The organism is Streptomyces sp. NPDC002057 (assembly GCF_040296665.1).
In the GTDB taxonomy this organism is placed as follows: domain Bacteria; phylum Actinomycetota; class Actinomycetes; order Streptomycetales; family Streptomycetaceae; genus Streptomyces.
In genome coordinates this window covers 37,510-61,358 of record NZ_JBEOXR010000023.1, presented here as the reverse complement: position 1 = coordinate 61,358, position 23,849 = coordinate 37,510, and the positions used below count along the sequence as shown (strand labels likewise).

The window sequence follows — 23,849 nt, the reverse complement described above, 5'->3', positions numbered from 1 at the left end:
GTCCACCCGTAGAGCCGGGAGACCGGAAGAACGGGAGACCGGAAGACCGGGAATCCGGAAGACCGGGAATCCGGGAAACGCCCGAGGGCGGCACCCCCGTCAGGGGTGCCGCCCTCGTTCTGTTCTTCGCGTTCAGCGATGAACCACCGATCCCGGAGGATCAGAAGTCCATGTCGCCGCCCGGCATGCCGCCGCCGGCCGGCGCGGACGCCTTCTCCGGCTTGTCGGCGATGACGGCCTCGGTGGTGAGGAACAGCGCGGCGATCGACGCGGCGTTCTGCAGCGCGGAGCGCGTGACCTTCGCCGGGTCGATGATGCCCTCGGCGATGAGGTCGACGTACTCGTTGGTCGCGGCGTTCAGGCCGTGGCCGACGGGCAGGTTGCGGACCTTCTCCGCCACGACGCCGCCCTCGAGGCCGGCGTTGACCGCGATCTGCTTCAGCGGGGCCTCAAGGGCCAGCTTCACGATGTTCGCGCCCGTGGCCTCGTCGCCCGAGAGGTCGGCCTCGAGCTTCTCGAAGACCGAGGAAGCCTGGAGCAGGGCCACGCCGCCGCCGGCGACGATGCCCTCCTCGACGGCCGCCTTCGCGTTGCGAACGGCGTCCTCGATGCGGTGCTTGCGCTCCTTGAGCTCGACCTCGGTGGCGGCACCGGCCTTGATGACCGCGACACCGCCGGCGAGCTTCGCCAGGCGCTCCTGCAGCTTCTCGCGGTCGTAGTCGCTGTCCGAGTTCTCGATCTCGGCGCGGATCTGGTTCACGCGACCGGCGACCTGCTCGCTGTCACCGGCACCGTCGACGATGGTGGTCTCGTCCTTGGTGATGACGACCTTGCGGGCGCGGCCCAGCAGGTCGAGGCCCGCGTTCTCCAGCTTCAGGCCGACCTCCTCGGAGATGACCGTGCCGCCGGTGAGGATGGCGATGTCGTTCAGCATCGCCTTGCGACGGTCGCCGAAGCCCGGGGCCTTGACCGCGACGGACTTGAAGGTGCCGCGGATCTTGTTGACGACCAGGGTCGACAGGGCCTCGCCCTCGACGTCCTCGGCGATGATCAGCAGGGGCTTGCCCGACTGCATGACCTTCTCCAGGAGCGGGAGCAGGTCCTTCACGGAGGAGATCTTGGAGTTGACGATCAGGAGGTACGGGTCGTCGAGCGACGCCTCCATACGCTCCATGTCGGTGGCGAAGTACGCCGAGATGTAGCCCTTGTCGAAGCGCATACCCTCGGTGAGCTCCAGCTCCAGACCGAAGGTCTGGGACTCCTCGACGGTGATGACGCCTTCCTTGCCGACCTTGTCCATCGCCTCGGCGATGAGCTCGCCGATCTGGGTGTCGGCGGCGGAGATGGAGGCCGTGGAAGCGATCTGCTCCTTGGTCTCGACATCCTTCGCCTGCTCGAGCAGGGCGCCCGAGACGGCCTCGACGGCCTTCTCGATACCGCGCTTGAGGGCCATCGGGTTGGCACCGGCGGCCACGTTGCGCAGGCCCTCGCGGACGAGCGCCTGGGCGAGAACGGTGGCGGTGGTCGTACCGTCGCCGGCGACGTCGTCCGTCTTCTTGGCGACTTCCTTGACCAGCTCGGCGCCGATCTTCTCGTACGGGTCCTCGAGCTCGATCTCCTTTGCGATGGAAACACCATCGTTGGTGATCGTGGGGGCACCCCACTTCTTCTCGAGGACGACGTTGCGACCCTTGGGGCCGAGGGTGACCTTGACGGCGTCAGCGAGCTGGTTCATGCCGCGCTCGAGACCGCGCCGGGCCTCCTCGTCGAACGCGATGATCTTGGCCATGTGAAGTGGTCCTCCCGGACATGGGGTGGATAACGCTCCAGGACCGCGCCGACGCCCGCGACGGACGGCCTCCGCGTGTTCCGTGTGGTTCCTTGCCCCACCCGGCCGGCGGCCTCGTCTGCCCGATCCTCGTAGCACTCTCACCTTCCGAGTGCTAACGCCAATGATTAGCACTCGCCCTAGGAGAGTGCAAGCGACTCTCACGTTTCGGGAGGTGACGGAGGGGGCGCGCGGGGGCGGCTCGACGGCGGTCGTGGCCGGTCAGAGCCGGTGCGGACGCCGGGAACGCGTGAGGGGTCCACATCCCCTCAGGGATGTGGACCCCTCGACGGCGTTGCGTCGGTGGCCGATCGCGCCGCGCTCAGACGGCGAGCTTGACCATGTCCGCCTGCGGACCCTTCTGGCCCTGCGAGATCTCGAACTCGACTCGCTGTCCCTCTTCGAGGCTGCGGTAGCCATCCATCTGGATCGCGCTGTAGTGGACGAATACATCCGCACCACCGTCGACCGCGATGAAGCCGTAGCCCTTCTCCGCGTTGAACCACTTGACGGTGCCCTGAGCCATGCCTAACTCCCCTATTACTGGCCCTTGCGCGGGACCCGCACTTCGCGGACCCGGGTCAGACCCTCGCCGGAACGCGTCGACCGCGGCTGAATGTATCTGCCCAACTGCCCTCTGCAACAGGTCATTCGAGCGAGAATTCTGGGCGCCATGGAAAGGCGAATTGGGGAGAATCCCTTGAATTCCTGGGCAAGTCGGGCCCGGCAAAGCGTGCAGAAGGTACACAACGCGCACACACTTTGGCTGCTTCTTGTCGCGCAGGGACGCATTCTCATATGCGTCCGGCATGAGCAGCGGAGGGGACTTCCCCAACTCTACCGCGCTCAACCATACAGAATTGCCCCTTCCGCTTATTGACGCGGAAGGGGCAATTCAAGAAAGACGGGACAGCCCGCGCGGCACGGCACCGGGCCGGTACCGCGCCCGGCGGTCAGCCTCCGGCGACGGCCGGGATGATCGAGACGCCGGCGCCGGCCGGGGTGGCCGTCTCCAGACCCTGCTCGAAGCGCACGTCGTCGTCGTTCACGTAGACGTTGACGAAGCGGCGCAGCTTGCCCTGGTCGTCCAGGACGCGGGCGGCGATGCCCGTGTGGTTCTTCTCCAGGTCCGCGATGACCTCGGCGAGGGTCGCGCCCTCGGCCTGGACCTCGGACTGTCCGCCCGTGTAGGTGCGGAGGATGGTGGGGATGCGGACGTTCACGGCCATGTCTTCGGAACCTTTCGGTGGGCCAGGAGTGCGGGCGGGCTCAGAGGGCCAGGCCCGCGTCGCGGAACGCGTCCAGGCTCGGGCGGATGGTGACGGTCGCCTGAGAGGTGTCGGCCACCGCGTCCAGGGTCTTGAGCCCGTCGCCGGTGTTGAGCACGACGGTGGTCAGGTTCGGGTCGATCAGCCCGGCCTCGACCAGCTTCCTCGTGACGCCGACGGTCACGCCGCCCGCGGTCTCGGCGAAGATGCCCTCGGTCTGCGCGAGGAGCTTGATCGCGTCCACGACCTGCTCGTCGTTCACGTCCTCCACGGCGCCGCCGGTGCGGCGGGCGATGTCGAGGACGTAGGGGCCGTCGGCCGGGTTGCCGATGGCGAGCGACTTGGCGATCGTGTTCGGCTTCTGGGGCCGTACGACGTCGTGGCCCGCCTTGAAGGCCACCGACACCGGGGAGCAGCCCTCGGCCTGCGCGCCGAAGATCTTGTACGGCTTGTCCTCGACGAGGCCCAGCTTGATGAGCTCCTGGAGACCCTTGTCGATCTTCGTGAGCTGGGAGCCGGAGGCGATCGGGATGACGAGCTGGTCGGGGATGACCCAGCCGAGCTGCTCGCAGATCTCGTACGCCAGCGTCTTGGAGCCCTCGCCGTAGTACGGGCGGAGGTTGACGTTGACGAAGCCCCAGCCCTCGCCGAGCGGGTCGCCGATGAGCTCGGAGCAGAAGCGGTTGACGTCGTCGTAGTTGCCCTCGATGGCGACGAGGTCACCGCCGTAGACACCGGCCATGACGACCTTGCCCTGCTCCAGGTCGTGCGGGATGAACACGCAGGAGCGGAAGCCGGCGCGGGCGGCGGCGGCGCCGACGGCGCCGGCCAGGTTGCCGGTGGAGGAGCAGGAGAGCGTGGTGAAGCCGAAGGCGCGGGCGGCCTCGATGGCCTGGGCGACGACCCGGTCCTTGAAGGAGTGGGTCGGGTTGCCGGAGTCGTCCTTGACGAAGAGCCTGCCGGGGGCGACCCCGATCTCGCGGGCGAGGTTGTCGGCCTGGACGAGCTTGGTCCAGCCCGGGTTCAGGTTCGGCTTGTCGGCGACGTCGGCCGGGACGGGCAGCAGGGGGGCGTAGCGCCAGATGTTGGCGGGGCCGGCCTCGATCTGCTTGCGCAGCGCCTCGGGGTCACCGGTGGGGAGGTCGTACGCGACTTCGAGAGGTCCGAAACAGAGTTCGCAGGCGAAGATCGGACCGAGGGCGAACACTTCACCGCATTCGCGACAGGAGAGCCCCGAAGCGGGACCGAGGTCGACGGTGGTGGCAGAGGCGGCAGTCTGTACAGCCATGGAGGCGAGGCCCTTTCTCCTCATCTTTCCCATGACGAATTTTTCGCCATGAGACGGATTTGGCACCTTCCCTAGCCGGGGGCCTCGATGGAGTACGAGACAAACCGACTGGAGGGTTGCCGGGGCTTCAACGGGCCGTTTCCCTCTGCCCCTCTGGATGAGCGGTATTCGATTGTGAAGCGCGGTGGACTTCGTTCCTGCGCTCCGACGCGGGCGGCACCCCGACGTGCATCGGGCATCCGCGTTGTTCAAGACTGTAACCGAAGGCCCGGACGCTTGGACCGGCCGTCCGAACCGCGAGATGGAGATCACGTGCTGGAAGAGGTGGAGCGCTGGCTGGACCGGCGGTCCTGGTCCGTGGCGGACCGGCCGCTGGAGCGGATCCTCGCCGCGAAGCGGAACACGAGGGTCAGCGTCGTCCTGCCCGCGCTGAACGAGGAGGCGACGGTCGGGGACATCGTGACCGTGATCCGGCGCGAGCTGATGTCGGAGGCGGTGCCGCTCGTCGACGAACTGGTGGTGATCGACTCGGGCTCCACCGACCGCACGGCGGAGGTGGCGGCGGCGGCCGGGGCGCGGGTGGTCGCGCGGGACGCGATACTCCCCCGGATACCGGCCGTGCCGGGCAAGGGCGAGGTCCTGTGGCGGTCGCTGATGGTGACGAGCGGGGACGTCGTCTGCTTCGTGGACGCGGACCTGCGGGACTTCTCCGCGGACTTCGTGACGGGGATCGTGGGCCCGCTGCTCACGGACCCGGAGGTCGACCTCGTGAAGGCGATGTACGACCGCCCCTTCGGCGACACCCCTGGTCAGGGGGGTCGGGTGACGGAGCTGGTGGCGCGGCCGCTGCTGAATCTGCACTGGCCGCAGCTGGCCGGTTTCGTGCAGCCGCTGGGCGGCGAGTACGCGGCGCGGCGCTCGCTGCTCGAACGGCTGCCGTTCCCGGTCGGTTACGGAGTGGAGCTGGGGCTGCTCGTCGACGCCCTGCACACGGTGGGCCTCGACGGGCTCGCGCAGGTGGACGTGGGGGTGCGCAAGCACCGGCACCAGGACGGGCAGGCGCTCGGCCGGATGGCGGCGGCGATCTACCGGACGGCGCAGCTGCGGCTCTCGCGCGGCCATCTGGTGCGGCCCCGGCTGACCCAGTTCGAGCGGGGCGAGAAGGGCTTCGAGCCGCGGACGTACGCGGTGGACACGGAGGAGCGGCCGCCGATGGCCGAAATCGCGGAGTACGCGCGCCGCCGCGTGGCGTAACGCCCCATGATGATCTGTTTTGCATACATTGCCCGTCTATGCGCTTCAGACAACACCACCCGGGCAGGGTGCTCGCGGCGATCGGACTGACGGCGGGCTCGCTCGCGCTCACCGCGGCGGGACCGGCCGCGGCGGACGTGGCCGATCCCTTCGGCCCGCGGTACGACGCGTCGCCGTACGGCGACTTCACCACGGTCGGCACCACGGTCACGGGCTGTCCGACCGCCCCGGCCGACCTGGCCGCCCGCTGCGCGACCGCGGCGGGCGGGCGGGGCTCCGAGGACGACAGCGCCGTCGTGATGCGACGCCTCGACGCCGCGGGCACGGCGGGCACCGCGGGCACCGCAGGCACCGCGGGCACCGCGGGCACGGCGGGCACCGCAGGCACCGCAGGCACCGCGGGCACCGCGGGCACCGCAGGCACCGGCACCGGCACCGGCACCGGCAGAACCGCCGACTCCGGTTCGAGCACCGGCCACGTGACCCCGACTCAGGTCGGTCCCACCCCGGCCCCGGCCCCCTCCGAGCCCGCCTCCCCGGCTCCCCCGGCCCCCGGACCCCAAGGGAACACCGGTCACAGCAGCCACACCGGGCACGCCGGCCCGACGGCCGAGACCGGCGGGAACGGTGAGCGGCTGTGGCTGCTCGGCGCACTCGGCCTCGCGCTCGCGGCGACGGGCCTGGTGGCGAAGGCGGCGATGCGCGGCCGGCGCGAGAACTGACCCCCGTCTCCCGGCTCACCCTCCGTGGCCGGATCCACCCGTCTCGTATACGTACGTTTGAGCGTTTACGGGACGGGCTAGGTTCGCCCCATGGCTTCTGTTCTTGTGGCATCCAATCGAGGCCCCGTCTCGTACGTGCTCGGCGAGGACGGTGAGCTCGACGCCCGCAGGGGCGGCGGCGGCCTGGTCTCCGGGCTGAGCGCCGTCTCCTCGCAGGACAGCCTGTGGGTGTGCGCGGCCCTCGGCGAGGGCGACCGGGAGGCCGTCCGGCGCGGGGTCGCGGAGCCGGGCGTCCGCATGCTGCCCATCGACCCGCAGGTGTACGCCGACGCGTACAACGGCATCGCGAACTCGGCGCTGTGGTTCCTCCACCACCACCTCTACGACATCCCGCGCGAGCCCGTCTTCGACGCGGAGTTCCGCCGCCTCTGGACGTCGTACCGGGCCTACAACCACGAGTTCGCCGCCACCCTGGCCGCCGAGGCGGACCCGGGCGCGGCGGTCCTGGTGCAGGACTACCACCTGGCCCTCGTCCCCGGTCAGCTGCGCGAACTCCGCCCGGACCTGCGGATCGCGCACTTCACCCACACCCCGTGGGCGTCCCCCGAGTACCTGCGGATGCTGCCCGACGACATCCGCGAGGAGCTGCTGTGGGGCATGCTCGGCGCGGACGAGCTGGGCTTCCACACCCGGGCCTGGGCCGACGCGTTCCTGGGCTGCGCGGGCGACGGGAGCGACGGCACCCGCGTCACCGTCCACCCGCTGGGCGTCGACGGCGAGGACCTGCGGGCCCTCGCGCACCGGCCCGAGGTGGACCGACGGCTCGCCCGGCTCCGGGAGGAGGTCGGGGACCGCAGGACCATCGTCCGGGTCGACCGCACCGAGCTGTCGAAGAACATCCTGCGCGGCCTCCTCGCCTTCCGCGAGCTGCTCACCGTCCACCCCGAGTGGCGCGACCGGGTCGTCCACCTGGCCTCCGCCTACCCCTCGCGGCAGGACCTGGAGGTCTACCGCGCCTACACGGCCTCGGTGGCGGAGCTCGCGGAGGAGATCAACGCGGAGTTCGGCACGGCCGCCTGGACACCGGTCCAGGTCTCCGTGAAGGACGACTTCACCCGCTCCCTGGCCGCGTACCGTCTCGCGGACGTCGCCCTGGTCAACCCGGTGCGCGACGGCATGAACCTGGTGGCCAAGGAGATACCGGTGGTCTCGGAGGCGGGCTGCGCGCTCGTCCTCTCGACGGGCGCGGGCGCCTACGAGGAGCTGAAGGACGACGCGCTCACGGTGAACCCCTTCGACGTGTCGGAGACCGCCGAGGCGCTCCACACCGCCCTCTCCATGCCCCCGTCCGAACGGGCCGACCGCTCCAAGCGTCTCGCCGCCGCGGCGACGGCCCTGCCCCCGCAGCGCTGGTTCCTGGACCAGCTGGAGTCGCTGCGGAACGGCTAGGAGCCCGGCCCGTCCGCCACGACACCCCCTAGGCGGCCGGCGGCGAGGACACCGCCCGCTCACGCCCCCACGCCGCCAGGGGACCGAGCGCGTCGTTGAGCCGGACGCCGTCCTCGGTCAGGGAGTACTCGACGCGGGGCGGCGTCTCGTCGTACGAGACGCGGCGCACGATGCCGTCCGCCTCCAGCTCCCGCAGGTGCGAGGCGAGGACCTTCTCGGTGACGCCCGGGACGAGTCTCCGCAGCTCCCCGAAGCGGCGGTGCGGCTGCTCGTGGAGCGCCCACAGGATGAGCACCTTCCACTTGCCGCCGATGACCTCCAACGCGGTGTCGATCCCACAGACGTGCCCGTCCGGCTCGCCGGGCCGGTTCAGCGTCGCCATGCCCCCACCCTTCCGACCTGCTGGCTTCCCCCGGGGTAACCACCCACTCCGAAGTGCGTACTTGATCACCTCCGGGCCTCGAACCAGCCTAGTGGGCATGACAGAGACCCACGGGGACAAGAGCCCCGTCACCCTCCTCGGCCTCGGCGCCATGGGCACCGCGCTCGCCCGCACCTGGCTCGCCGCAGGCCATCCGCTCACCGTCTGGAACCGCACCCCCGGCCGCGCGGCACCGCTCGCCGCCGACGGCGCGAAGGTCGCCGACAGCGCCGCCGAGGCGGTCGCGGCGAGCCCGCTCGTCGTGGTCTGCCTGCTCGACGACGCCTCCGTCGAGGAGACGCTCGACGGCGTCGACCTGACCGGCAGGGACCTGGTGAACGTGGTCACCGGCACCCCCGCCCAGGCCCGTGCCCGCGCCGCGTGGGCCGAGCGGCGCGGCGCCCGCTACCTGGACGGCGGCATCATGGCCGTCCCGCCGATGATCGGGGTCCCGGAGGCCGGCGGCTACGTCTTCTACAGCGGCTCGCGAGAGCTGTTCGAGGAGCACCGGGAGACCCTGGCCGTCCCGGCGGGCACCACGTACGTCGGCGAGGACGCGGGCTTCGCGGCCCTGCACGACGTCGCCCTGCTCAGCGCCATGTACGGGCTGTTCGCCGGTATGACGCACGCCTTCGCCCTGATCCGCCGGGAGGACATCGACCCGGTCGCGTTCGCCCCGCTGCTCACCGGCTGGCTCGCGGCGATGGCCCCCGCGGCCCACACCACCGCCCGGCAGCTCACCAGCGGCGACTACACGACGGACGTGGTCTCGAACCTGGCGATGCAGGTGGCCGGCACCCCCACCTTCCTGACCACCGCGGAGGAACAGGGCGTCAGCCCGGAGCTGCTCCGGCCGTACTTCGAGCTGATGCGCCGACGGCTCGCCGCCGGCAGCGGCGAGGAGGACCTGACGGGCCTGGTGGACCTCCTGGTACGGAAGCCCTGAGGGTACGGAAGCTCAGCCCTCGCCCACCGCCGTCGCCAGCGCCGCCAGGAGGTCCACCACCGCCGCCGGGCCCGCCACCGCGAGGTCCGCGCGCTCGGCGAGTTCCGGTACCTCGGCGGAGCCGCTGCAGACCAGCAGGCCCGGGGTGCCGTCGGAGCGGAGCTTCTCCACGGCGGCGAAGGCGGGCAGGTCGCCCAGGTCGTCCCCGGCGTAGAGCACGGACCCGGCGCCCGTCTCCCGTACGTACTCCGCGAGGGCCACGCCCTTGTCCATGCCCGGGGGCCGCAGCTCCAGCACCATGCGGCCGGGTTCCAGGACGAGCCCGTGGTGGGTGGCGAGGTCGCCGAGGGGCCCCTTGAGGGCCTCGAAGGCGCCCTCGGGGTCGACGGCGCGGCGGGTGTGGACGGCGAGCGCGCGGCCCTTCTCCTCGATCCAGACGCCCTGCCAGGCGCCGGCCCGGTCGAGGAAGCCGGGGAGTTCGGCGCGGACGGAGGCGACGCCCGGGTGGGGGGCGGCGGCCCGGACGGTGCCGGTGACGGCGTCCCAGCGTTCGGCGCCGTAGTGGCCGAGGACGACGAGGTGTTCCAGGCCGGGGACCCCGGCGAAGCCCCCGTAGCGGACGGCGACCCCGGCGGGGCGGCCGGTCACGACGGCGATGGAGGCGACCTCGGGGGCGAGGGCGGCCAGCGCCTCGACGGCGCCGGGGTGGGCGCGGGCGCTTTCGGGGTCGGGGACGATCTCGGCGAGGGTGCCGTCGAAGTCGAGGGCGACGACGGCCTTCTCGGGCCGCGCGAGGAGCGCGGCCAGACCGTCGCGGCCGGCGGAGGTGGTCGGGTGCGGGAGGCTGTTGACCATGTTCCCGACCCTACCGACGTGAGGCGCCCGCGTCAGCGGGGCCGAACGGGACGGCGCCGGGCACCGTCCTATCTCCGCCGCTGCCGGTCGTCCCGCACCCGCCGCAGCCGGTTGACCGTCACCGGGTCGTGGGCGAGGGCGCGCGGGTCGTCGAGGAGGGCGTTGAGCAGCTGGTAGTAGCGGGTCGGCGAGAGCCCGAGGCGCTCGCGCACCGCCCGCTCCTTGGCACCGGGCCCGGGCCACGAGCGGCGCTCGACGGCGAGAAGGGCCCGCTCGCGCGTGCCGAGCCCGCCGTCGCCCTCGTCGCTGTCCACCGCTTCCCGGTCCTCGGTCATACGACCAACCTATTACTCGGCGTTCTCGGCCGCCGTCGCCGCCCGACCGATCGTGCCGAGGACCTCGGACGGGCGACCGCCCGGGGTGACGGCCTTGCCGATGTTCTGCTTGACGTTCTCGCTGACCTGGGCCCAGGACGTCTTGCCGACCGGCGGGAGCTGGCTGTCCGGGAGGGTCTTGAGGAAGACGCGCAGGTTGGCGTGTTCGGGCTCGGTCTCCATGCGGGTGGAGGCGCTGACGGTGACCGGCAGGAGGTCGTTGTCGCCGGCGAACTTCAGGACGTTCTCGTCGTTGAAGGCGAAGTTGAGGAAGGCGCCGATCTCCTTGCGGTGACCGTTCTGCTTGAAGCCCATGATCCAGTCGGCGACGCCCATGGCGGCCTTCGGCGGGCCGTCGACGCCGGGGAGCGGGACCTGCCCGACCTTGACGCCCTTCTTGGCGGCCTCCTTCAGGAGGGAGGGGTGGCCGTTGAGCATGCCGACCTCGCCGTCCGCGAAGGCGGCGAAGGCGGCCTTGCGGTTGAGCTTGCCGGGGGCGACCGGCCCGGTGAGGCCCTTGCCGACGAGGTTCTTCTTGAGCCAGTCGAAGGTCTTGATGTTGGAGTCGGAGTCGACGGCGTAGTGGTCGGTGCCGTCGGTCCAGCCGCCACCGCCGCTGAGCATCCACATCAGGGCCTCGGCCTGTGCCTCCTCGGGGCCGAGCGGCAGGGCGAACGGGGTCCGGACACCGTTGTCCTTCAGCTTCTCGGCGGCGGCGGCGAGCTCGTCCCAGGTGGTGGGGGGCTTCACGCCGGCCTCGTCGAAGAGGGCCCGGTTGTAGAAGAGCGGCCGGGTGGAGGCGACGAAGGGCAGCCCGTACTGGGTGCGCTTGTGCTCGCCCGCCGCGACGAGCGGGGCGAGGAAGTTGGCCTGGACGGGTATGGAGAGGAGCTCGTCGGCGGCGTACAGCTCGCCGGCGGCCGCGTAGTCGGCGTAGGCGCCGATCTGGGCGATGTCGGGGGCCTTGTCGGCCTTGACCATCTCGGCGACCTTGCGGTCGACGTCGTCCCAGGACTCGATCTGCACCTCGACCTTGACGCCGGGGTGCTCCGCCTCGAAGGCGGAGACGAGGTCGGTCCAGTACTTCTTGGTGGTGTCGCCACCCGTGAGGTCGTAGTCGGCGGCGACCAGTCTGAGGGTCACGTCGCCGGAGTCGCCCCCGAGGGAGCCACAGCCGGCGACCGTGGCGGTCAGCCCGAGTGCGGCGACGGCCGCGGTCAGTCCAAGGAATCGTCGCCGCTCCACGGCTTCATCCACCTTTTGCTCGTCGTTGAGCTGCATCGAGCCGCACGTTTGCTCTGCGCAGGGCCGTAAGTCTCCCCCGTAGGGGGGTATGAGGTCTACACCACTCGGGTATCACTTCCGCAACGTCAAGGGGACCATGACCCCATGACGGGTCCCGAATTTGTATCCGAGCGCAACAATCCTCGGCAGTGGACTAGACCTTTTGGGTCCCGGCGCGCCAAACTGTCACCCGTGAGACACGTCATCGCCCTGGATGTGGGCGGCACCGGTATGAAGGCCGCCCTCGTCGGGGCGGACGGCACCCTGCTCCACGAGGCCCGCCGCGCCACCGGGCGCGACCGCGGCCCCGAGGCCGTCGTGGAGACGATCCTCGGCTTCGCCGCGGACCTCCGCACCCTCGGCCAGGAGCGGTACGGCGAGCCCGCCGCCGCGGCCGGAGTCGCCGTCCCCGGGATCGTCGACGCCGAGAACGGCATCGCCGTCTACGCCGCCAACCTCGGCTGGCGCGACGTTCCCATGCGCGAACTCCTCAGCGAGAGACTCGACGGCGTCCCCGTCGCCCTCGGCCACGACGTGCGCACCGGCGGCCTCGCCGAAGGACGCATCGGCGCGGGCAACGGCGCCGACCGCTTCCTCTTCGTCCCCCTCGGCACCGGCATCGCGGGCGCCATCGGCATCGGCGACCGCATCGAGGCGGGCGCCCACGGCTACGCCGGCGAGATCGGCCACATCGTCGTCCGCCCCGGCGGCACCGCCTGCGGCTGCGGCCAGCACGGCTGCCTGGAGCGGTACGCCTCCGCCTCCGCCGTCTCCCAGGCCTGGGCCGCGGCGAGCGGCGACCCCGAGGCCGACGCGGCCGACTGCGCCAAGGCCGTCGAGTCCGGCGACGCCACGGCCGTCCGGATCTGGCAGGAGGCCGTCGACGCCCTCGCGGACGGCCTGGTCACCGCCCTCACCCTGCTGGACCCCCGCACGCTCATCATCGGTGGCGGACTCGCCGAGGCCGGGGAAACCTTGTTCACACCACTCCGGGCCGCGGTGGAGGAGCGAGTCACGTTCCAGAAGCTGCCCGCCATCGTCCCGGCGGCCCTCGGGGACACCGCCGGATGCCTGGGCGCGGGCCTCCTCGCCTGGGACCTGCTCGCCGAACAGCGCCCCACCGACTCGGAGGTTTCCGCCTGATGGCCGATCACAAGGTTCTCGCCGGCGCACACGTCGTGCTGCCCACCGGAATCGTCGAGAACGGACGTGTGATCGTCGAAGGCGACCGCATCGTGGGGAGCGCGCCGGAAGGCGCCCCGGCCCTCGACCTGACCGGGCACTGGCTCGTCCCCGGCTTCGTCGACATGCACAACCACGGCGGCGGCGGCGCCTCCTTCACCTCCGGCACCGTCGACGAGGTCCTCAAGGGCGTCCACACCCACCGGCTGCACGGCACCACCACCGTCGTCGCCTCCTTCGTCACCGGCGAGATGGACTTCCTCATCCAGCGGGCCGGGCTGCTCTCCGAGCTCGCCGAGCAGGGCGAGATCGCGGGCATCCACTTCGAGGGCCCGTTCATCTCCCCCTGCCGCAAGGGCGCCCACGACGAGACGCTCCTGCGCGACCCCGACCCGGCCGACGTCCGCAAGCTCGTCGACGCGGCCCGCGGCCGGGCCAAGATGGTCACCCTCGCCACCGAACTGCCCGGCGGCCTCGACTCCGTACGCCTGCTCGCCGAGCACGGCGTGATCGCCGCCATCGGCCACACCGACGCCAGCTACGAGCAGACCGTCGAGGCCATCGACGCGGGCGCCACCGTCGCCACCCACCTCTACAACGCGATGCCCGCCCTCGGCCACCGCGCCCCCGGCCCGATCGCCGCCCTCCTGGAGGACGAGCGGATCACCGTCGAGCTCATCAACGACGGCACCCACCTCCACCCCGCCGCCCTGGAGCTCGCCTTCCACCACGCCGGCCCCGAGCGCGTCGCCCTCATCACCGACGCCATGGACGCCGCCGGCTTCGGCGACGGCCGCTACATGCTCGGCCCCCTGGAGGTCGAGGTGAAGGACAGCGTCGCCCGCCTCGTCGAGGGCGGCTCGATCGCCGGCTCCACGCTCACCCTGGACCGGGCGTTCAAGCGCGCCGCCACGATCGACGGGCTCCCCGTCGAGTCGGTCGTCCAGGCCATCTCCGCCAACCCGGCCCGCCTCCTCGGCGTGTACGACCGCGTCGGCTCCCTGGAGCCCGGCAAGGACGCAGACCTCGTCGTCCTCGACGCCGGGTTCAACCTCAAGGGCGTCATGCGCAAGGGCGCCTGGATCGTCGACCCGACGGCGGACCAGGCCGTCTGATCAGGAGTCATACCGAAGGGCGGTGGGCCAGGGGTCTGGGCCTACCGCCTTTCGTTTGGCATGATCGGTGCCCGTCGGAGCGTGCGTTCCGCAGGACTTCACACGGAGTACGGAGGGGGGACAGGTGATTCTCACGGTCACCCTCAACACCGCGGTGGACCTCACCTACCGCGTCCCCGCGCTCACCCCGCACGCCTCCCACCGGGTCACCCAGGTCATCGAACGCCCCGGCGGCAAGGGCCTCAACGTCGCCCGCGTCCTCGCCGCCCTCGGCCACGAGACCGTCGCCACCGGCTTCGCGGGCGGCGCGACCGGAGCCGTACTCCGGGAGCAACTCGCCGCGACCCCCGTGCGGGACGAACTCGTCGGCACCGCGGGACCCACCCGCCGCACCGTCGCGATCGTCGACGCCACCACCGGCGACACCACGCAGCTCAACGAGCCGGGCCCGACCGTCACCGCCGCCGAGTGGACCGCCTTCCGCACCCGCTTCACCACGCTCCTGGACGGCGCCCAGGCGGTCGCCCTCTGCGGCAGCCTCCCGCCGGGCATCCACGTGGGGGCGTACGCGGAACTCGTCCGGCTCGCCCGCGCCGCCGCCGTGCCCGTCCTCCTCGACACCAGCGGCGAACCCCTGCGGCGCGGCATCGCCGCCCGCCCGGACCTGGTCAAACCCAACGCCGACGAACTCGCCCAGCTCACCGGCTCCCGCGACCCGCTGCGCGCGACCCGCGACGCCCGGGGCCGGGGCGCCCGCACGGTGGTCTCCTCGCTCGGCCCCGAGGGCCTGCTCGCCGCGACCCCCGAGGGCCTCTGGCGCGCGGCCCCGCCCGCGGCCGTGAAGGGCAACCCCACGGGCGCGGGCGACTCGGCCGTCGCGGGCCTCCTGTCGGGCCTGGCCGACGACGCCCCCTGGCCGGACCGCCTGGCCCGCGCCGTCGCCCTCTCGGCGGCGACGGTGCTCTCGCCGGTGGCGGGCGAGTTCGACCCGGCGGCGTACGAGGAACTGCTGCCGCGGGTGCGGACGACGAAGCTGAACGACCTGGCGTGAGCACGCCGGGGACCCCAGGCGGACGAAAGGGCCCGTGAGCACCGGATCGTCCGGTGCTCACGGGCCCTGCGCACTGCGTGGGAGCGGCTACGGGTGCCCGGCGGGGGCGGCCGTCACCGTCCGGTCTTCCCCGCCTCCAGGTAGACCTGGTCCAGGATCGCGTCGCAGGAGTTCCCCGCTTCGCAGGAGATCTTCAGCGCGTTGTCGCCCTTCTTGAGGTTCACGTAGGCGTACGTGTAGGTCCAGCCCTTCTCCCAGTCGCCCTCGGCGGCCTTCGCGAAGTTGGACATGTTCACCTTGCGGGGCGTGGCGTCGTTGACCGTCAGCGAGGTCTCGGCGTCCTTGCCGGGCACGCCGTAGATGATCCGCAGCGTGTAGTCCCCGTTCTCCGGCACGTTGACGGACCAGCTCGCCGAGCCGCCCACGCCGTTGAAGGCCACGTAGGAGCCGTCCGGCCCCTTCGCGCCCTTGACGTCCTTGGCGATGGCGGCCGGGCCGCCCAGCTTCAGCGTCGCCGCGTCCTGCTTCGGGAGTTCTGCCGGGGTCTTGTCCGCGCTCGGCTCGGTGCTGGGCTGCTCGGAGACCGTGGACGGGGCGGTCGGAGCGGTGGTGCCGCCCGTCTGCTTGTCCTTGTCGTCCTTGCCGGAGTTCGTGATCACCGCGGCGGCGATGCCGACCACCACGACCGCGACGACCGCGACCGCGCCGATGAGGATGCCCCGGGTGTTGGGGCCGCGGCCCGAGCCGCCGTGGTGCTGCTGCGGCGGGTGCTGGCGGGGCGGCTGCTGGCCGCCGTAGGTCTCGGGCGCGGCGTACTGCGCCGTCGGCTGGCCGTACGGCGCCTGCTGCTGCTGCGGCACGTAGGCCTGGTTCTGCTGGTGGCCGCCGTACTGGCGCTCGCCGACCGTTCTGACCTGGTTGTACGACGTCCGGGGCACGCCGGGCTGAGCCTGCGCGGGGCCGGGGTAGCCGTAGCCGCCCCCACCCGGGGGCTGGGCGCCCGCGGCCTGACCGTCCTCGTACAGGTAGCCGAACGGGTCGTCGTTCTCGGGCTTGTTCGCGCCGTCGTTACCGGCAGCCATCCGGGTTCCTCTCCATGCTCGCCAGCCGTCGCCGACCGGCCGAGCCTACCCCGAACGGACCAGCCCCCGAAGCGGTCCCGGGCGTGTCAAGGGCCTCAGCCGGCGCGCCGGTGCACCTTGGCGCGCGAGCGCTTCTCCACGTACATCCGCTGGTCGGCGGAGTTCAGGACCTCTTCCACGGACATGCCGCACTCGGCCCATCCGATGCCGAAACTCGCCCCGACGCGGACCGCCCGGCCGTCCACCCGGATCGGCGGAATGATCGCGTTGCGCAGCCGTACGGCCAGGTCGGCGGCGTCGGCGGAGCCGAGCCCGTCGGCGAGGACGACGAACTCGTCGCCGCCGAGCCGGGCGACCGTGTCACCGTCGCGGACCCCGGTGGTGAGCCGGCGGGCGACCTCGATGAGAACCGCGTCGCCGGTGTGGTGCCCGAAGCGGTCGTTGATCGACTTGAAGCCGTCGAGATCACAGAAGAGGACCGCGAGGCCCTTGGTGCCGTCGTCGATGTCACCGCCCGTGGGGGCGACGATGTGGACGTGGTGGTCGTACGGTCCGACGCCGCCCGCCGGCTCGAAACCGAAGCCGTGCTCGTGTTCGTGCTCGTACGGCGACTCGTAGCCGGAGTGCCCGGAGTCGTAACCGGGCTGCCCGGGGTCGTAACCGGGCCGTCCGGGGTCGTGACCGGGGCCGTGCCCCGTCTCGTAGCCGCCGTCCCGCCCGGACTCGTACCCCCCGCCGTACCCGGCGGCCTGCTCGGCCGCCGCGTGCGCCGCCGGGCGCTCGCAGAGCCGGGCGGAGAGCCGGGAGCGCAGCTCGGCGCTGTTCGGAAGGCCGGTGAGGGCGTCGTGCGAGGCGCGGTGCGCGAGCTGGAGCTCGTGGCGCTTGCGCTCCTCGATGTCCTCGACGTGGGTGAGGAGGAAACGGGGGCCGTCGGCGGTGTCGGCGACGACCGAGTTGCGGAGGGAGACCCACACGTACGTGCCGTCGCGCCGCCCGAGCCGCAGCTCCGCCCGGCCGCCCTCGGCGGAGGTCCGCAGCAGGGTGCCTATGTCCTCGGGGTGGACGAGGTCGGCGAAGGAGTAGCGCCGCATGACGGAGGCGGGCCGCCCCAGGAGCCGGCACAGCGCGTCGTTGGTACGGAGCAGCCGGCCGTGCTGGTCGCCGCCCATCTCGGCGATGGCCATGCCGGAGGGGGCGTACTCGAAGGCCTGCCGGAACGACTCCTCGCTGGCGCGCAGGGCCTGCTGCTCCCGCTCCAGGCGGACCAGGGCGCGCTGCATGTTGGAACGGAGCCGGGCGTTGCTGATGGCTATCGCCGACTGGGAGGCGTACATCTGGAGCGCCTCCTGGCCCCAGGGGCCGGGGTGCCGGCCGTTGCGCGGGCGGTCGACGGATATGACGCCGAGGAGCTCACGGCCGGAGCCGGACGCGTACATCGGGGCGTAGAGCCGGTCGTGCGGGTGCCACTCGTCCTCGAAGCGGGGCGCGGGGCCGTCGGTGTGCCACTGGGGGACGTCGTCCTCCATCAGCACCCAGCCCTCGGTGTGCGGGATGAACCGCAGGTCGCCCCAGGCGGCGGCCATGGTGAGGCGCCGCTCCCAGGAGGCGCGGGAGCCGACCCGGCCGGTGATCAGGGCCTCGGCGGCGGAGCTTCCGGCGAAGGCGGCGACGACGAGGTCACCGTCGGGGCGTACGAGGTTGACGCAGGCCAGCTCGTAGTTGAGACCGGCGACCACACCGTCGGCGACGGTCTGCAGGGTGTCCGCCAGGCTGCGCGCAGTGTTGAGGTCCGCCACGACCTGATGCAGCTGCCGCAGGGTCGAGAGACGGACGTACGGCTCCGACTCGGTCTCCATCGCTCGCTCTCCCCGAGACCTCGACAGCAACTCCAGGGTTCTCATCGGCTTCGTGTGGCACCGGCGTGTTGCAACCTCGTGTTTCACATACAGTCTCGTGCCACTGAATCACAGCGAGCTGCGCACCCGGTACACAGGGTCAGCAAATACTCGCCTCTGTGACTCAAGTCACAGCAGGTCATGGCGGGTTGCGACCGGCCCGCGCGAGGCACGGCCGACGGGCCCGGGAATCCGGCGCGGGAAGGGCCGGCCGGGGCCTGAGGTCCTAGGACCGGCGAGGGTGCCGGACTGGTCCCCGGGCCCGATGCGCCCCCCGGAAGGCCCGGACTAGCGTGCGGGTGTGCTGCAGAAGACCCCCGCCTCGCCCCCCGTGTCCGATCTGGCGATCCCTCATGCTGAGGGGGTGAGCAACGACGACTTCCGGGCGGCCATGTCCCGCCTCGCGGCCGGCGTGGTCCTGGTGACCGCGCACGACCCCGACGACGGCCCGCGCGGCGAGGACGTCGGCATGACCGCCACCGCGTTCGTGTCCGTCTCCCTCGACCCGCCCCTGGTCATGGTCAGCCTCCGCAACGGCTCCCGCATGGACGACCTGCTCACCGACGTCCCCATGTGGGCGGTGTCGATCCTCGCCCAGGACCAGCGGCACATCGCCGGGCGCTTCGCGATGAAGAACCGCGTCAGCGACCGGCTCCTCTTCGCCGACCTTCCGTTCACCCGCGGCGAGGAGAGCGGCGCCCCGCTCATGGGCGGCGCGCTCGCCACCCTGGAGTGCCGTACGGAGAACCGCGTCGTCGCCGGCGACCACACGCTCGTCGTGGCCCGCGTCCTCACCGTCGGCGACCCGACCCCGCAGGGCGACCCGCTGACCTACTACCAGGGGAAGTACCGGCACCTGTCCTGAGGCGGCGAGCCAGGGACGGGGAGGGAGTGGCGCGAGCGCGCCATCGCTCCCGCGTCACGGCCCGGCGGTGATGGGGCCCGGGGCTCTTCCCGCTCCTCTTGACGCGTCCCCTTCGCCTCGGGCCCCTTCAGCAGGTGAGGCATCTCGCCACAGAGCGGGCCGGATGTTGTCGGCCGCCGTGGTCCAGGCAACACCGACAGCGGGCTGTACGTAGGCGATGCGCAGAAGCCGACCGCCGTGCCACTCGTCCACGACGGCCGTCAGCACCCCCTCCCCCCGACTCGCGATGTCGCGAACCCTCCGGTGGAGGAAGGGGTGGCCCTCCCGGTCATCGGCGGACGGTGCGCTCACCGCTCGGACTCCTCGCAGGCGTCGAACCACTCGTCGAGGAACTTCCGCCATCCGGCCTCGGCACGCGCACGGAGAGCCGGGCTCAGCCCTGCCGGCGGCACGGGAGCAGCGTGCTGAGGTTCGTCAGCATCCGTCGTTTCCATGGAGCAACCTTAAGCGAAAGGCGCTTAAAGCGGCAAGCGCTTAAGGGTGCTCTCCGTCCGCCAGGGACAAGGAAGTAGGGTCGCTGACAACATTCAGCTGGAGGTAGGAACATGTCGGGCGATGCGTGGATCAGCGAGACTGCGCCGTATCTGGCACCGCGCAAACCCGGCCAGAGCGACGCATGGACCGACGAGGCCGCTCGCCGTGGCCGCCACGGCGGCCAGCGACTTCTCCAGGCAGGCGAAACGGACGCTCCCGACGCCGTCCGCGCCGCCTTGCGGTTGCCCTCCACCGAGCGCGTGATCGTCAGGCGCCGCCTGATCCTGCTCGATGACCGGCCCGTGGAGCTGGCCGATTCGTACTACCCCATCTCCGTCGCCGGCGGCACGCCCTTGGCGGAACCGCGCAAGGTCCCCGGCGGCGCCGTCACCCTGCTCAAGGAGCTGGGATACACCGGCGCCGAGATCGTGGAGGACGTCAGTGCCGCCCTCGCCACCGCGGAGGAGTGCGAGGACCTGGGGCTGCCCGAGGGCAGCGCTGTCCTCCACCTGCTCCGCCTGACGCTGACCGCCGACGGGACACCGATGGAGGCCTCCCTGATGACCATGCCGGCGGGCAGGCACCTCATGTACCGGCTCGGGAAGCAGGGCGTGTGATGGCGAAGGAGTTCAAGGACCCGAGATCACCACACCAGAAGATCGCGGCCGAGATTCGACGGAAGATCACCCGCGGCGACCTCCCTCCGGGAAGCAAGCTGGGCTCGACGGCCGAGCTGATGGAGCAGCACGGCGGCGTGGCCAACACGACCGTCCAGAAGGCCCTCCAGGCCCTGAAGGCCGAGGGACTCCTCGAAGGGCTCCCCGGCAAGGGCGTATACGTGCGGCACCACGCGCAGCAGTCCGTCGAGCCGATCGCCTATATGCGGCCGAACGGGCAGGGCGAGCCCTACGCGTGGATCTCCGAGGCCGCGAAGCGGCAGCAGGTCGGCAGGTCCCAGCTCCTCGACGTCGAGGTCGTCGTCCCGCCGAGGGAAGTGGGCGAAGCCCTACGGCTGGAGAACGGCGGGCGAGCCGTGCTCCGCAGACAGATCCTGTTCCTGGACGAGGAGCCGACGGAACTCACGAGGTCCTACTACCCACTGAGCCTGGTCGAGGGCACGGCCATCCTGGAGAAGAAGCGGATTCGAGGCGGTACACCGGCGCTGCTCCACTCGATGGGCTTCCCTCCACGCGAGTTCGTGGACGAGCTGTCGTCCGAGATCCCGACGGAGGAAGAAGTCGTGGCGCTGGAGCTGCCGAAGGACATGCCCGTGCTGGTCGCCTTCCGGGTGGTCTACTCCGACGCCGGTCGTCCGATCGAGGTCACGCTGATGACGAAGGCGGCGCACCGGTACCGGATGCGCTACCGCCTGCCCGTGACGTAGCCCGCCAACCGTCTCGCGGGGCGCTCAGCCCCAGTCGCGGGACTGGCGGGTGCGCTTGGTCTCCGAGCGCTGCTTCTTCTCCCGCAGCCGGCGCTCGTTGATACCGCGCGGGATCTTCGTCGGCCTGCGGGGCTTCGGCGGCGGGGCCGTCGCCTCGGCGAGGAGCGCGGCGAGCCGCACCGCAGCCGTCTCGCGGTTGCGCCACTGGGAGCGGTGCTCCGAGGCGCGGACCGTCACGACGCCGTTCACCAGGCGGGAGGCGAGCCGCTCCAGGGCACGGGCCTTCCACACCTCGGGCAGCGACTCGGTGGCCGCGAGGTCGAAGCGGAGCTCGACCTGGGAGTCGCTGGTGTTCACATGCTGTCCGCCCGGGCCCGACGAACGCGAGAAACGCCACTGGAGCTCGGCCTCGGGGAGCGAGACGGAGCCGCGGATGGGGTACGGACCGGACATGCCCTCCATGTTCCCCGCTGTGGGCCATCGGAGTCATCCTCTTTTCGTCCGGAACCCGCCGGGAACCGACAGGGGCGGGTACGCGTTTCTCCAGGCGACGACACCACGATGAAAGGGACTTTCCATGGCTGTGAGCCTGTCCAAGGGCGGCAACGTCTCTCTGACCAAGGAGGCCCCGGGCCTCACCGCTGTCACCGTGGGCCTCGGCTGGGACGTCCGTACGACCACCGGCACCGACTTCGACCTCGACGCCTCGGCGATCGGTGTCGACGCCGCCGGGAAGGTCGCCTCCGACGCGCACTTCGTCTTCTTCAACAACAAGTCGACGCCGGACCAGACCATCGTCCACACCGGTGACAACCGCACCGGCGAGGGCGGCGGCGACGACGAGCAGATCAACGTCAACCTCGCGGCCCTCCCGGCCAACGTCGACAAGATCGTCTTCCCGGTCTCCATCTACGACGCGGTCGCCCGCTCGCAGAACTTCGGCCAGGTCCGCAACGCGTACATCCGCATCGTCAACCAGGCCGGTGGCGCCGAGCTCGCGCGCTACGACCTCTCCGAGGACGCCGCCGTCGAGACCGCCATGGTCTTCGGTGAGCTGTACCGCAACGGCGCCGAGTGGAAGTTCCGCGCGGTCGGCCAGGGCTACGCCTCGGGCCTGGAGGGCATCGCCCGCGACTTCGGCGTGAACCTCTAGGACCCCCTGAGGCCTGCGGCAAGATCTACGGACCACCGGGTGGGACGTAGGGCCCCCGCAGGACCTCACACGGACCCCGTAGGACCTCCGCGGGACCTCACACGGACCCCGTAGGACCTCCGCGGGACCTCGTAGAGCCCCGGCCGGGATTTCCCGCCGGGGCTCTACCCTTGCCGCGTGATCGTCGAAGCCCTCGTGCCCAAGGCCCTGGAGGACGGTGCGGCCCTCCCCGGCGCGCTGCTCACCGAACTCACCGCGCTGTACGCGTCCGACGAGGAGTTCCACCAGCTCGGCGGCGACTTCCCCGACCCCTCCGCCATCCGTCCCGAGCAGGTCGCGGCCGCCCTCGCCGACGAACTCGCCCAGCCCACCGCCGAGGTCCTCCTGGCCCGCTCCGAGGGCCGGCTCGTCGCCGTCGCCGTGACCCTCGGCCGCCACCCCGACCCGGCCGACCCCGACCCGTGGCTCGGGCTGCTCCTGGTCCACGGCGACGAACGGCGCGCGGGCCACGGACGCCGCCTCGCCGCGTACGTCGAGGACCGCTTCCGCGCCGAGGGCCGCACCGGGCTGCGGCTCGCCGTCCTGGAGGACAACCCGCGGGCGCTGGCCTTCTGGACCTCCCTCGGTTACGAGGAGACCGACCGCCGCCCGGACCGCGCCCACGGCCGCCCCTGCGTGGTCATGCGCAAGCCCCTCCGCTGACCCCGGCCAGCGGGAGCGCGTCGGCCGCCGCCGGGGAGAGCTCCTCCACCGGCCCGGCCAACGGCCGCCACGCCACGGCCTCCGTGCTGCCGTCCGTCTCGGTGACGGCCAGGGGGTCCCCGGGCCGGAGCTCCACCGCGTAGAAGAGCGCCACCAGGTGCCAGGTCACGCCGTTCCGCGTGGCCTCGTACGTGCGGGCGTCGACCAGCCGGGCCCCGGCGAGGACGCGCCCCGTCTCCTCGTACAGCTCCCGCGCCAGCGCCTCCACCGGCTGCTCCCCGGGGTCGATCCCGCCGCCCGGGAGGTGCCAGAGACCGGGCTCGAAGACCGGCGAGGCCTCCGACAGGCGGGTCAGGAGCAGGTGGTCGCGCTCGACGACGATCGCGTAGGCCGAGACGCGCTTGCGCACGGGCGTGTTCATCGGTTCCCTTCCGGGGATCTGCGGGAGGCGGCCCCGGTGGGGGCCGCCGGTTCAGTGGTCACCGGCCCGCGCGACCAGTCCGGCCTCGTGCGCGGTGAGGGCGGCCTCCACCCGGTTGCGCGCCCCGAGTTTGGCGAGGACGGCGCTGACGTGCGCCTTCACGGTGCCCTCGACCAGATGGAGCCGGGCCCCGATCTCCGCGTTGGAGAGCCCCGCTCCGAGCCCCGCGAGCACGTCCCGCTCCCGTGGCGTCAGGTGGTCGAGGGAGCGGCGCGGCCGGGCGGCACGATGGGCGCGCAGTCCCGCGATGACCCGGGCGGCCACCCTCGGCGACAGATACGCCCCGCCCGCTCCCACCGCCTGCACGCCGTGGAGGAGTTCCCGGGGGTCGTCCGCCTTCAGCAGGAAGCCGCTGGCCCCTTCTTCGAGCGCGCGCGAGATGAACGCGTCCTCCCCGAAGGTCGTCAGCATGATCACGCCGGTCGCCGGCCGCACGCGGTGGATCCGGACCGCCGCCGCCAGGCCGTCGAGGCCCGGCATCCGGATGTCGAGGAGGACCACGTCGGGGCGGTGACGGCGGGTCAGCTCGACGGCCTCGTGCCCGTCGGCGGCCTCCGCGACCACCTCCGCCCGGTCGTCCCGGGCCAGGATGGCCCGCACCCCCGCCCGGACCATCGCCTCGTCGTCCGCCACCAGGACACGGACCGGGCGGCGGGCTGCTGCGCTCTCTTCCACCCCGCGAGCCTACGGCCGGAGGACGGGGCCGCACCCCTGAC

At 71.8% G+C, this 23,849-nt stretch carries 25 protein-coding genes and 1 riboswitch; of the genes, 12 read left to right on the top strand and 13 right to left on the bottom strand.

Annotated features, from left to right (window positions below):
* Window positions 1-160: 160 nt before the first annotated feature.
* From groL to thrC, 4 genes are all read right to left on the bottom strand, one after another.
* The gene (groL, locus tag ABT129_RS19480) at window positions 161-1,789 is read right to left on the bottom strand and encodes a chaperonin GroEL (protein WP_266967782.1); all 1,629 of its coding nucleotides are present in this window, start codon (window positions 1,787-1,789) and stop codon (window positions 161-163) included.
* A 361-nt stretch (window positions 1,790-2,150) separates the two neighbouring features.
* On the bottom strand, window positions 2,151-2,354 hold the full coding sequence (locus ABT129_RS19475) for a cold-shock protein (RefSeq protein WP_015035246.1): 204 nt from the start codon (window positions 2,352-2,354) through the stop codon (window positions 2,151-2,153).
* 427 nt (window positions 2,355-2,781) lie between these two features.
* Window positions 2,782-3,057: a MoaD/ThiS family protein gene (locus ABT129_RS19470; protein WP_055642141.1), complete on the bottom strand. Its 276-nt coding sequence runs from the start codon at window positions 3,055-3,057 to the stop codon at window positions 2,782-2,784.
* Window positions 3,058-3,097: 40 nt separating this feature from the next.
* A complete protein-coding gene (gene thrC / locus ABT129_RS19465) occupies window positions 3,098-4,384 on the bottom strand; it encodes a threonine synthase (RefSeq protein WP_351902604.1) in 1,287 nt (428 codons plus the stop codon).
* Between the two features lie 17 nt (window positions 4,385-4,401).
* Window positions 4,402-4,548, bottom strand: a riboswitch (SAM riboswitch).
* A gap of 148 nt (window positions 4,549-4,696) precedes the next feature.
* Here thrC and ABT129_RS19460 point away from each other — a divergent pair.
* From ABT129_RS19460 to ABT129_RS19450, 3 genes are all read left to right on the top strand, one after another.
* A complete protein-coding gene (locus ABT129_RS19460; RefSeq protein ID WP_351902601.1) occupies window positions 4,697-5,638 on the top strand; it encodes a glucosyl-3-phosphoglycerate synthase in 942 nt (313 codons plus the stop codon).
* Between the two features lie 38 nt (window positions 5,639-5,676).
* The gene (locus ABT129_RS19455) at window positions 5,677-6,360 is read left to right on the top strand and encodes a hypothetical protein (protein WP_351902598.1); all 684 of its coding nucleotides are present in this window, start codon (window positions 5,677-5,679) and stop codon (window positions 6,358-6,360) included.
* Window positions 6,361-6,450: 90 nt separating this feature from the next.
* Window positions 6,451-7,809, top strand: coding sequence for an alpha,alpha-trehalose-phosphate synthase (UDP-forming) (locus ABT129_RS19450; RefSeq protein ID WP_351902595.1), 1,359 nt, complete (start codon window positions 6,451-6,453; stop codon window positions 7,807-7,809).
* A gap of 28 nt (window positions 7,810-7,837) precedes the next feature.
* Here ABT129_RS19450 and ABT129_RS19445 read toward each other — a convergent pair whose 3' ends face one another.
* The gene (locus tag ABT129_RS19445; protein WP_351902592.1) at window positions 7,838-8,191 is read right to left on the bottom strand and encodes a winged helix-turn-helix transcriptional regulator; all 354 of its coding nucleotides are present in this window, start codon (window positions 8,189-8,191) and stop codon (window positions 7,838-7,840) included.
* A gap of 97 nt (window positions 8,192-8,288) precedes the next feature.
* On the opposite strand from ABT129_RS19445, the gene ABT129_RS19440 reads away from it, so the two are divergent.
* A complete protein-coding gene (locus ABT129_RS19440) occupies window positions 8,289-9,176 on the top strand; it encodes an NAD(P)-dependent oxidoreductase (RefSeq protein ID WP_351902590.1) in 888 nt (295 codons plus the stop codon).
* A 12-nt stretch (window positions 9,177-9,188) separates the two neighbouring features.
* Here the strand turns inward: ABT129_RS19440 and otsB are convergent, their stop codons facing one another.
* The 3 genes from otsB to ABT129_RS19425 all read right to left on the bottom strand — a co-directional run bounded on the left by otsB (window position 9,189) and on the right by ABT129_RS19425 (window position 11,662).
* The gene (gene otsB / locus ABT129_RS19435) at window positions 9,189-10,031 is read right to left on the bottom strand and encodes a trehalose-phosphatase (RefSeq protein ID WP_351902587.1); all 843 of its coding nucleotides are present in this window, start codon (window positions 10,029-10,031) and stop codon (window positions 9,189-9,191) included.
* Window positions 10,032-10,099: 68 nt separating this feature from the next.
* Window positions 10,100-10,366: a DUF3263 domain-containing protein gene (locus tag ABT129_RS19430; RefSeq protein ID WP_351902584.1), complete on the bottom strand. Its 267-nt coding sequence runs from the start codon at window positions 10,364-10,366 to the stop codon at window positions 10,100-10,102.
* Between the two features lie 12 nt (window positions 10,367-10,378).
* Window positions 10,379-11,662: an ABC transporter substrate-binding protein gene (locus tag ABT129_RS19425; RefSeq protein WP_502981817.1), complete on the bottom strand. Its 1,284-nt coding sequence runs from the start codon at window positions 11,660-11,662 to the stop codon at window positions 10,379-10,381.
* Window positions 11,663-11,881: 219 nt separating this feature from the next.
* Here ABT129_RS19425 and ABT129_RS19420 point away from each other — a divergent pair, with 219 nt between their 5' ends.
* The 3 genes from ABT129_RS19420 to ABT129_RS19410 all read left to right on the top strand — a co-directional run bounded on the left by ABT129_RS19420 (window position 11,882) and on the right by ABT129_RS19410 (window position 15,037).
* Window positions 11,882-12,832 (top strand): ROK family protein, encoded by a 951-nt coding sequence (locus tag ABT129_RS19420; RefSeq protein ID WP_351902578.1) that lies wholly within the window; start codon window positions 11,882-11,884, stop codon window positions 12,830-12,832.
* A complete protein-coding gene (gene nagA, locus ABT129_RS19415) occupies window positions 12,832-13,986 on the top strand; it encodes an N-acetylglucosamine-6-phosphate deacetylase (RefSeq protein ID WP_351902575.1) in 1,155 nt (384 codons plus the stop codon). The genes ABT129_RS19420 and nagA overlap by 1 nt, the downstream gene beginning before the upstream one ends.
* Window positions 13,987-14,110: 124 nt before the next feature.
* Entirely contained in the window at window positions 14,111-15,037 is a 927-nt protein-coding gene (locus ABT129_RS19410) for a 1-phosphofructokinase family hexose kinase (RefSeq protein ID WP_351902572.1), read from the top strand.
* 113 nt (window positions 15,038-15,150) lie between these two features.
* Here ABT129_RS19410 and ABT129_RS19405 read toward each other — a convergent pair whose 3' ends face one another.
* Window positions 15,151-16,119: a carbohydrate-binding protein gene (locus ABT129_RS19405; protein ID WP_351902569.1), complete on the bottom strand. Its 969-nt coding sequence runs from the start codon at window positions 16,117-16,119 to the stop codon at window positions 15,151-15,153.
* A 95-nt stretch (window positions 16,120-16,214) separates the two neighbouring features.
* A complete protein-coding gene (gene cdgB / locus ABT129_RS19400) occupies window positions 16,215-17,975 on the bottom strand; it encodes a diguanylate cyclase CdgB (RefSeq protein WP_351902566.1) in 1,761 nt (586 codons plus the stop codon).
* A gap of 340 nt (window positions 17,976-18,315) precedes the next feature.
* Between cdgB and ABT129_RS19395 the strand changes: the two genes are divergently transcribed.
* From ABT129_RS19395 to ABT129_RS19385, 3 genes are all read left to right on the top strand, one after another.
* The gene (locus ABT129_RS19395) at window positions 18,316-18,879 is read left to right on the top strand and encodes a flavin reductase family protein (protein WP_351902563.1); all 564 of its coding nucleotides are present in this window, start codon (window positions 18,316-18,318) and stop codon (window positions 18,877-18,879) included.
* 605 nt (window positions 18,880-19,484) lie between these two features.
* Entirely contained in the window at window positions 19,485-20,030 is a 546-nt protein-coding gene (locus ABT129_RS19390; protein ID WP_351902560.1) for a GntR family transcriptional regulator, read from the top strand.
* Window positions 20,030-20,797: a GntR family transcriptional regulator gene (locus ABT129_RS19385; protein ID WP_351902558.1), complete on the top strand. Its 768-nt coding sequence runs from the start codon at window positions 20,030-20,032 to the stop codon at window positions 20,795-20,797. Before ABT129_RS19390 ends, ABT129_RS19385 begins: the two co-directional genes overlap by 1 nt.
* A gap of 24 nt (window positions 20,798-20,821) precedes the next feature.
* Here ABT129_RS19385 and arfB read toward each other — a convergent pair whose 3' ends face one another.
* On the bottom strand, window positions 20,822-21,259 hold the full coding sequence (arfB, locus tag ABT129_RS19380) for an alternative ribosome rescue aminoacyl-tRNA hydrolase ArfB (RefSeq protein ID WP_351902555.1): 438 nt from the start codon (window positions 21,257-21,259) through the stop codon (window positions 20,822-20,824).
* A gap of 115 nt (window positions 21,260-21,374) precedes the next feature.
* Here arfB and ABT129_RS19375 point away from each other — a divergent pair, with 115 nt between their 5' ends.
* Window positions 21,375-21,950: a TerD family protein gene (locus ABT129_RS19375; protein WP_351902552.1), complete on the top strand. Its 576-nt coding sequence runs from the start codon at window positions 21,375-21,377 to the stop codon at window positions 21,948-21,950.
* A gap of 177 nt (window positions 21,951-22,127) precedes the next feature.
* The gene (locus tag ABT129_RS19370) at window positions 22,128-22,652 is read left to right on the top strand and encodes a GNAT family N-acetyltransferase (protein WP_351902550.1); all 525 of its coding nucleotides are present in this window, start codon (window positions 22,128-22,130) and stop codon (window positions 22,650-22,652) included.
* Here the strand turns inward: ABT129_RS19370 and ABT129_RS19365 are convergent.
* Window positions 22,630-23,073 carry an NUDIX hydrolase gene (locus ABT129_RS19365; RefSeq protein WP_351902547.1) on the bottom strand — a complete coding sequence of 148 codons (444 nt, stop codon included), beginning with the start codon at window positions 23,071-23,073 and terminating at the stop codon, window positions 22,630-22,632. The genes ABT129_RS19370 and ABT129_RS19365 overlap by 23 nt on opposite strands.
* Before the next feature lie 51 nt (window positions 23,074-23,124).
* On the bottom strand, window positions 23,125-23,808 hold the full coding sequence (locus tag ABT129_RS19360) for a response regulator (protein WP_351902544.1): 684 nt from the start codon (window positions 23,806-23,808) through the stop codon (window positions 23,125-23,127).
* Between the last annotated feature and the right edge of the window lie 41 nt (window positions 23,809-23,849).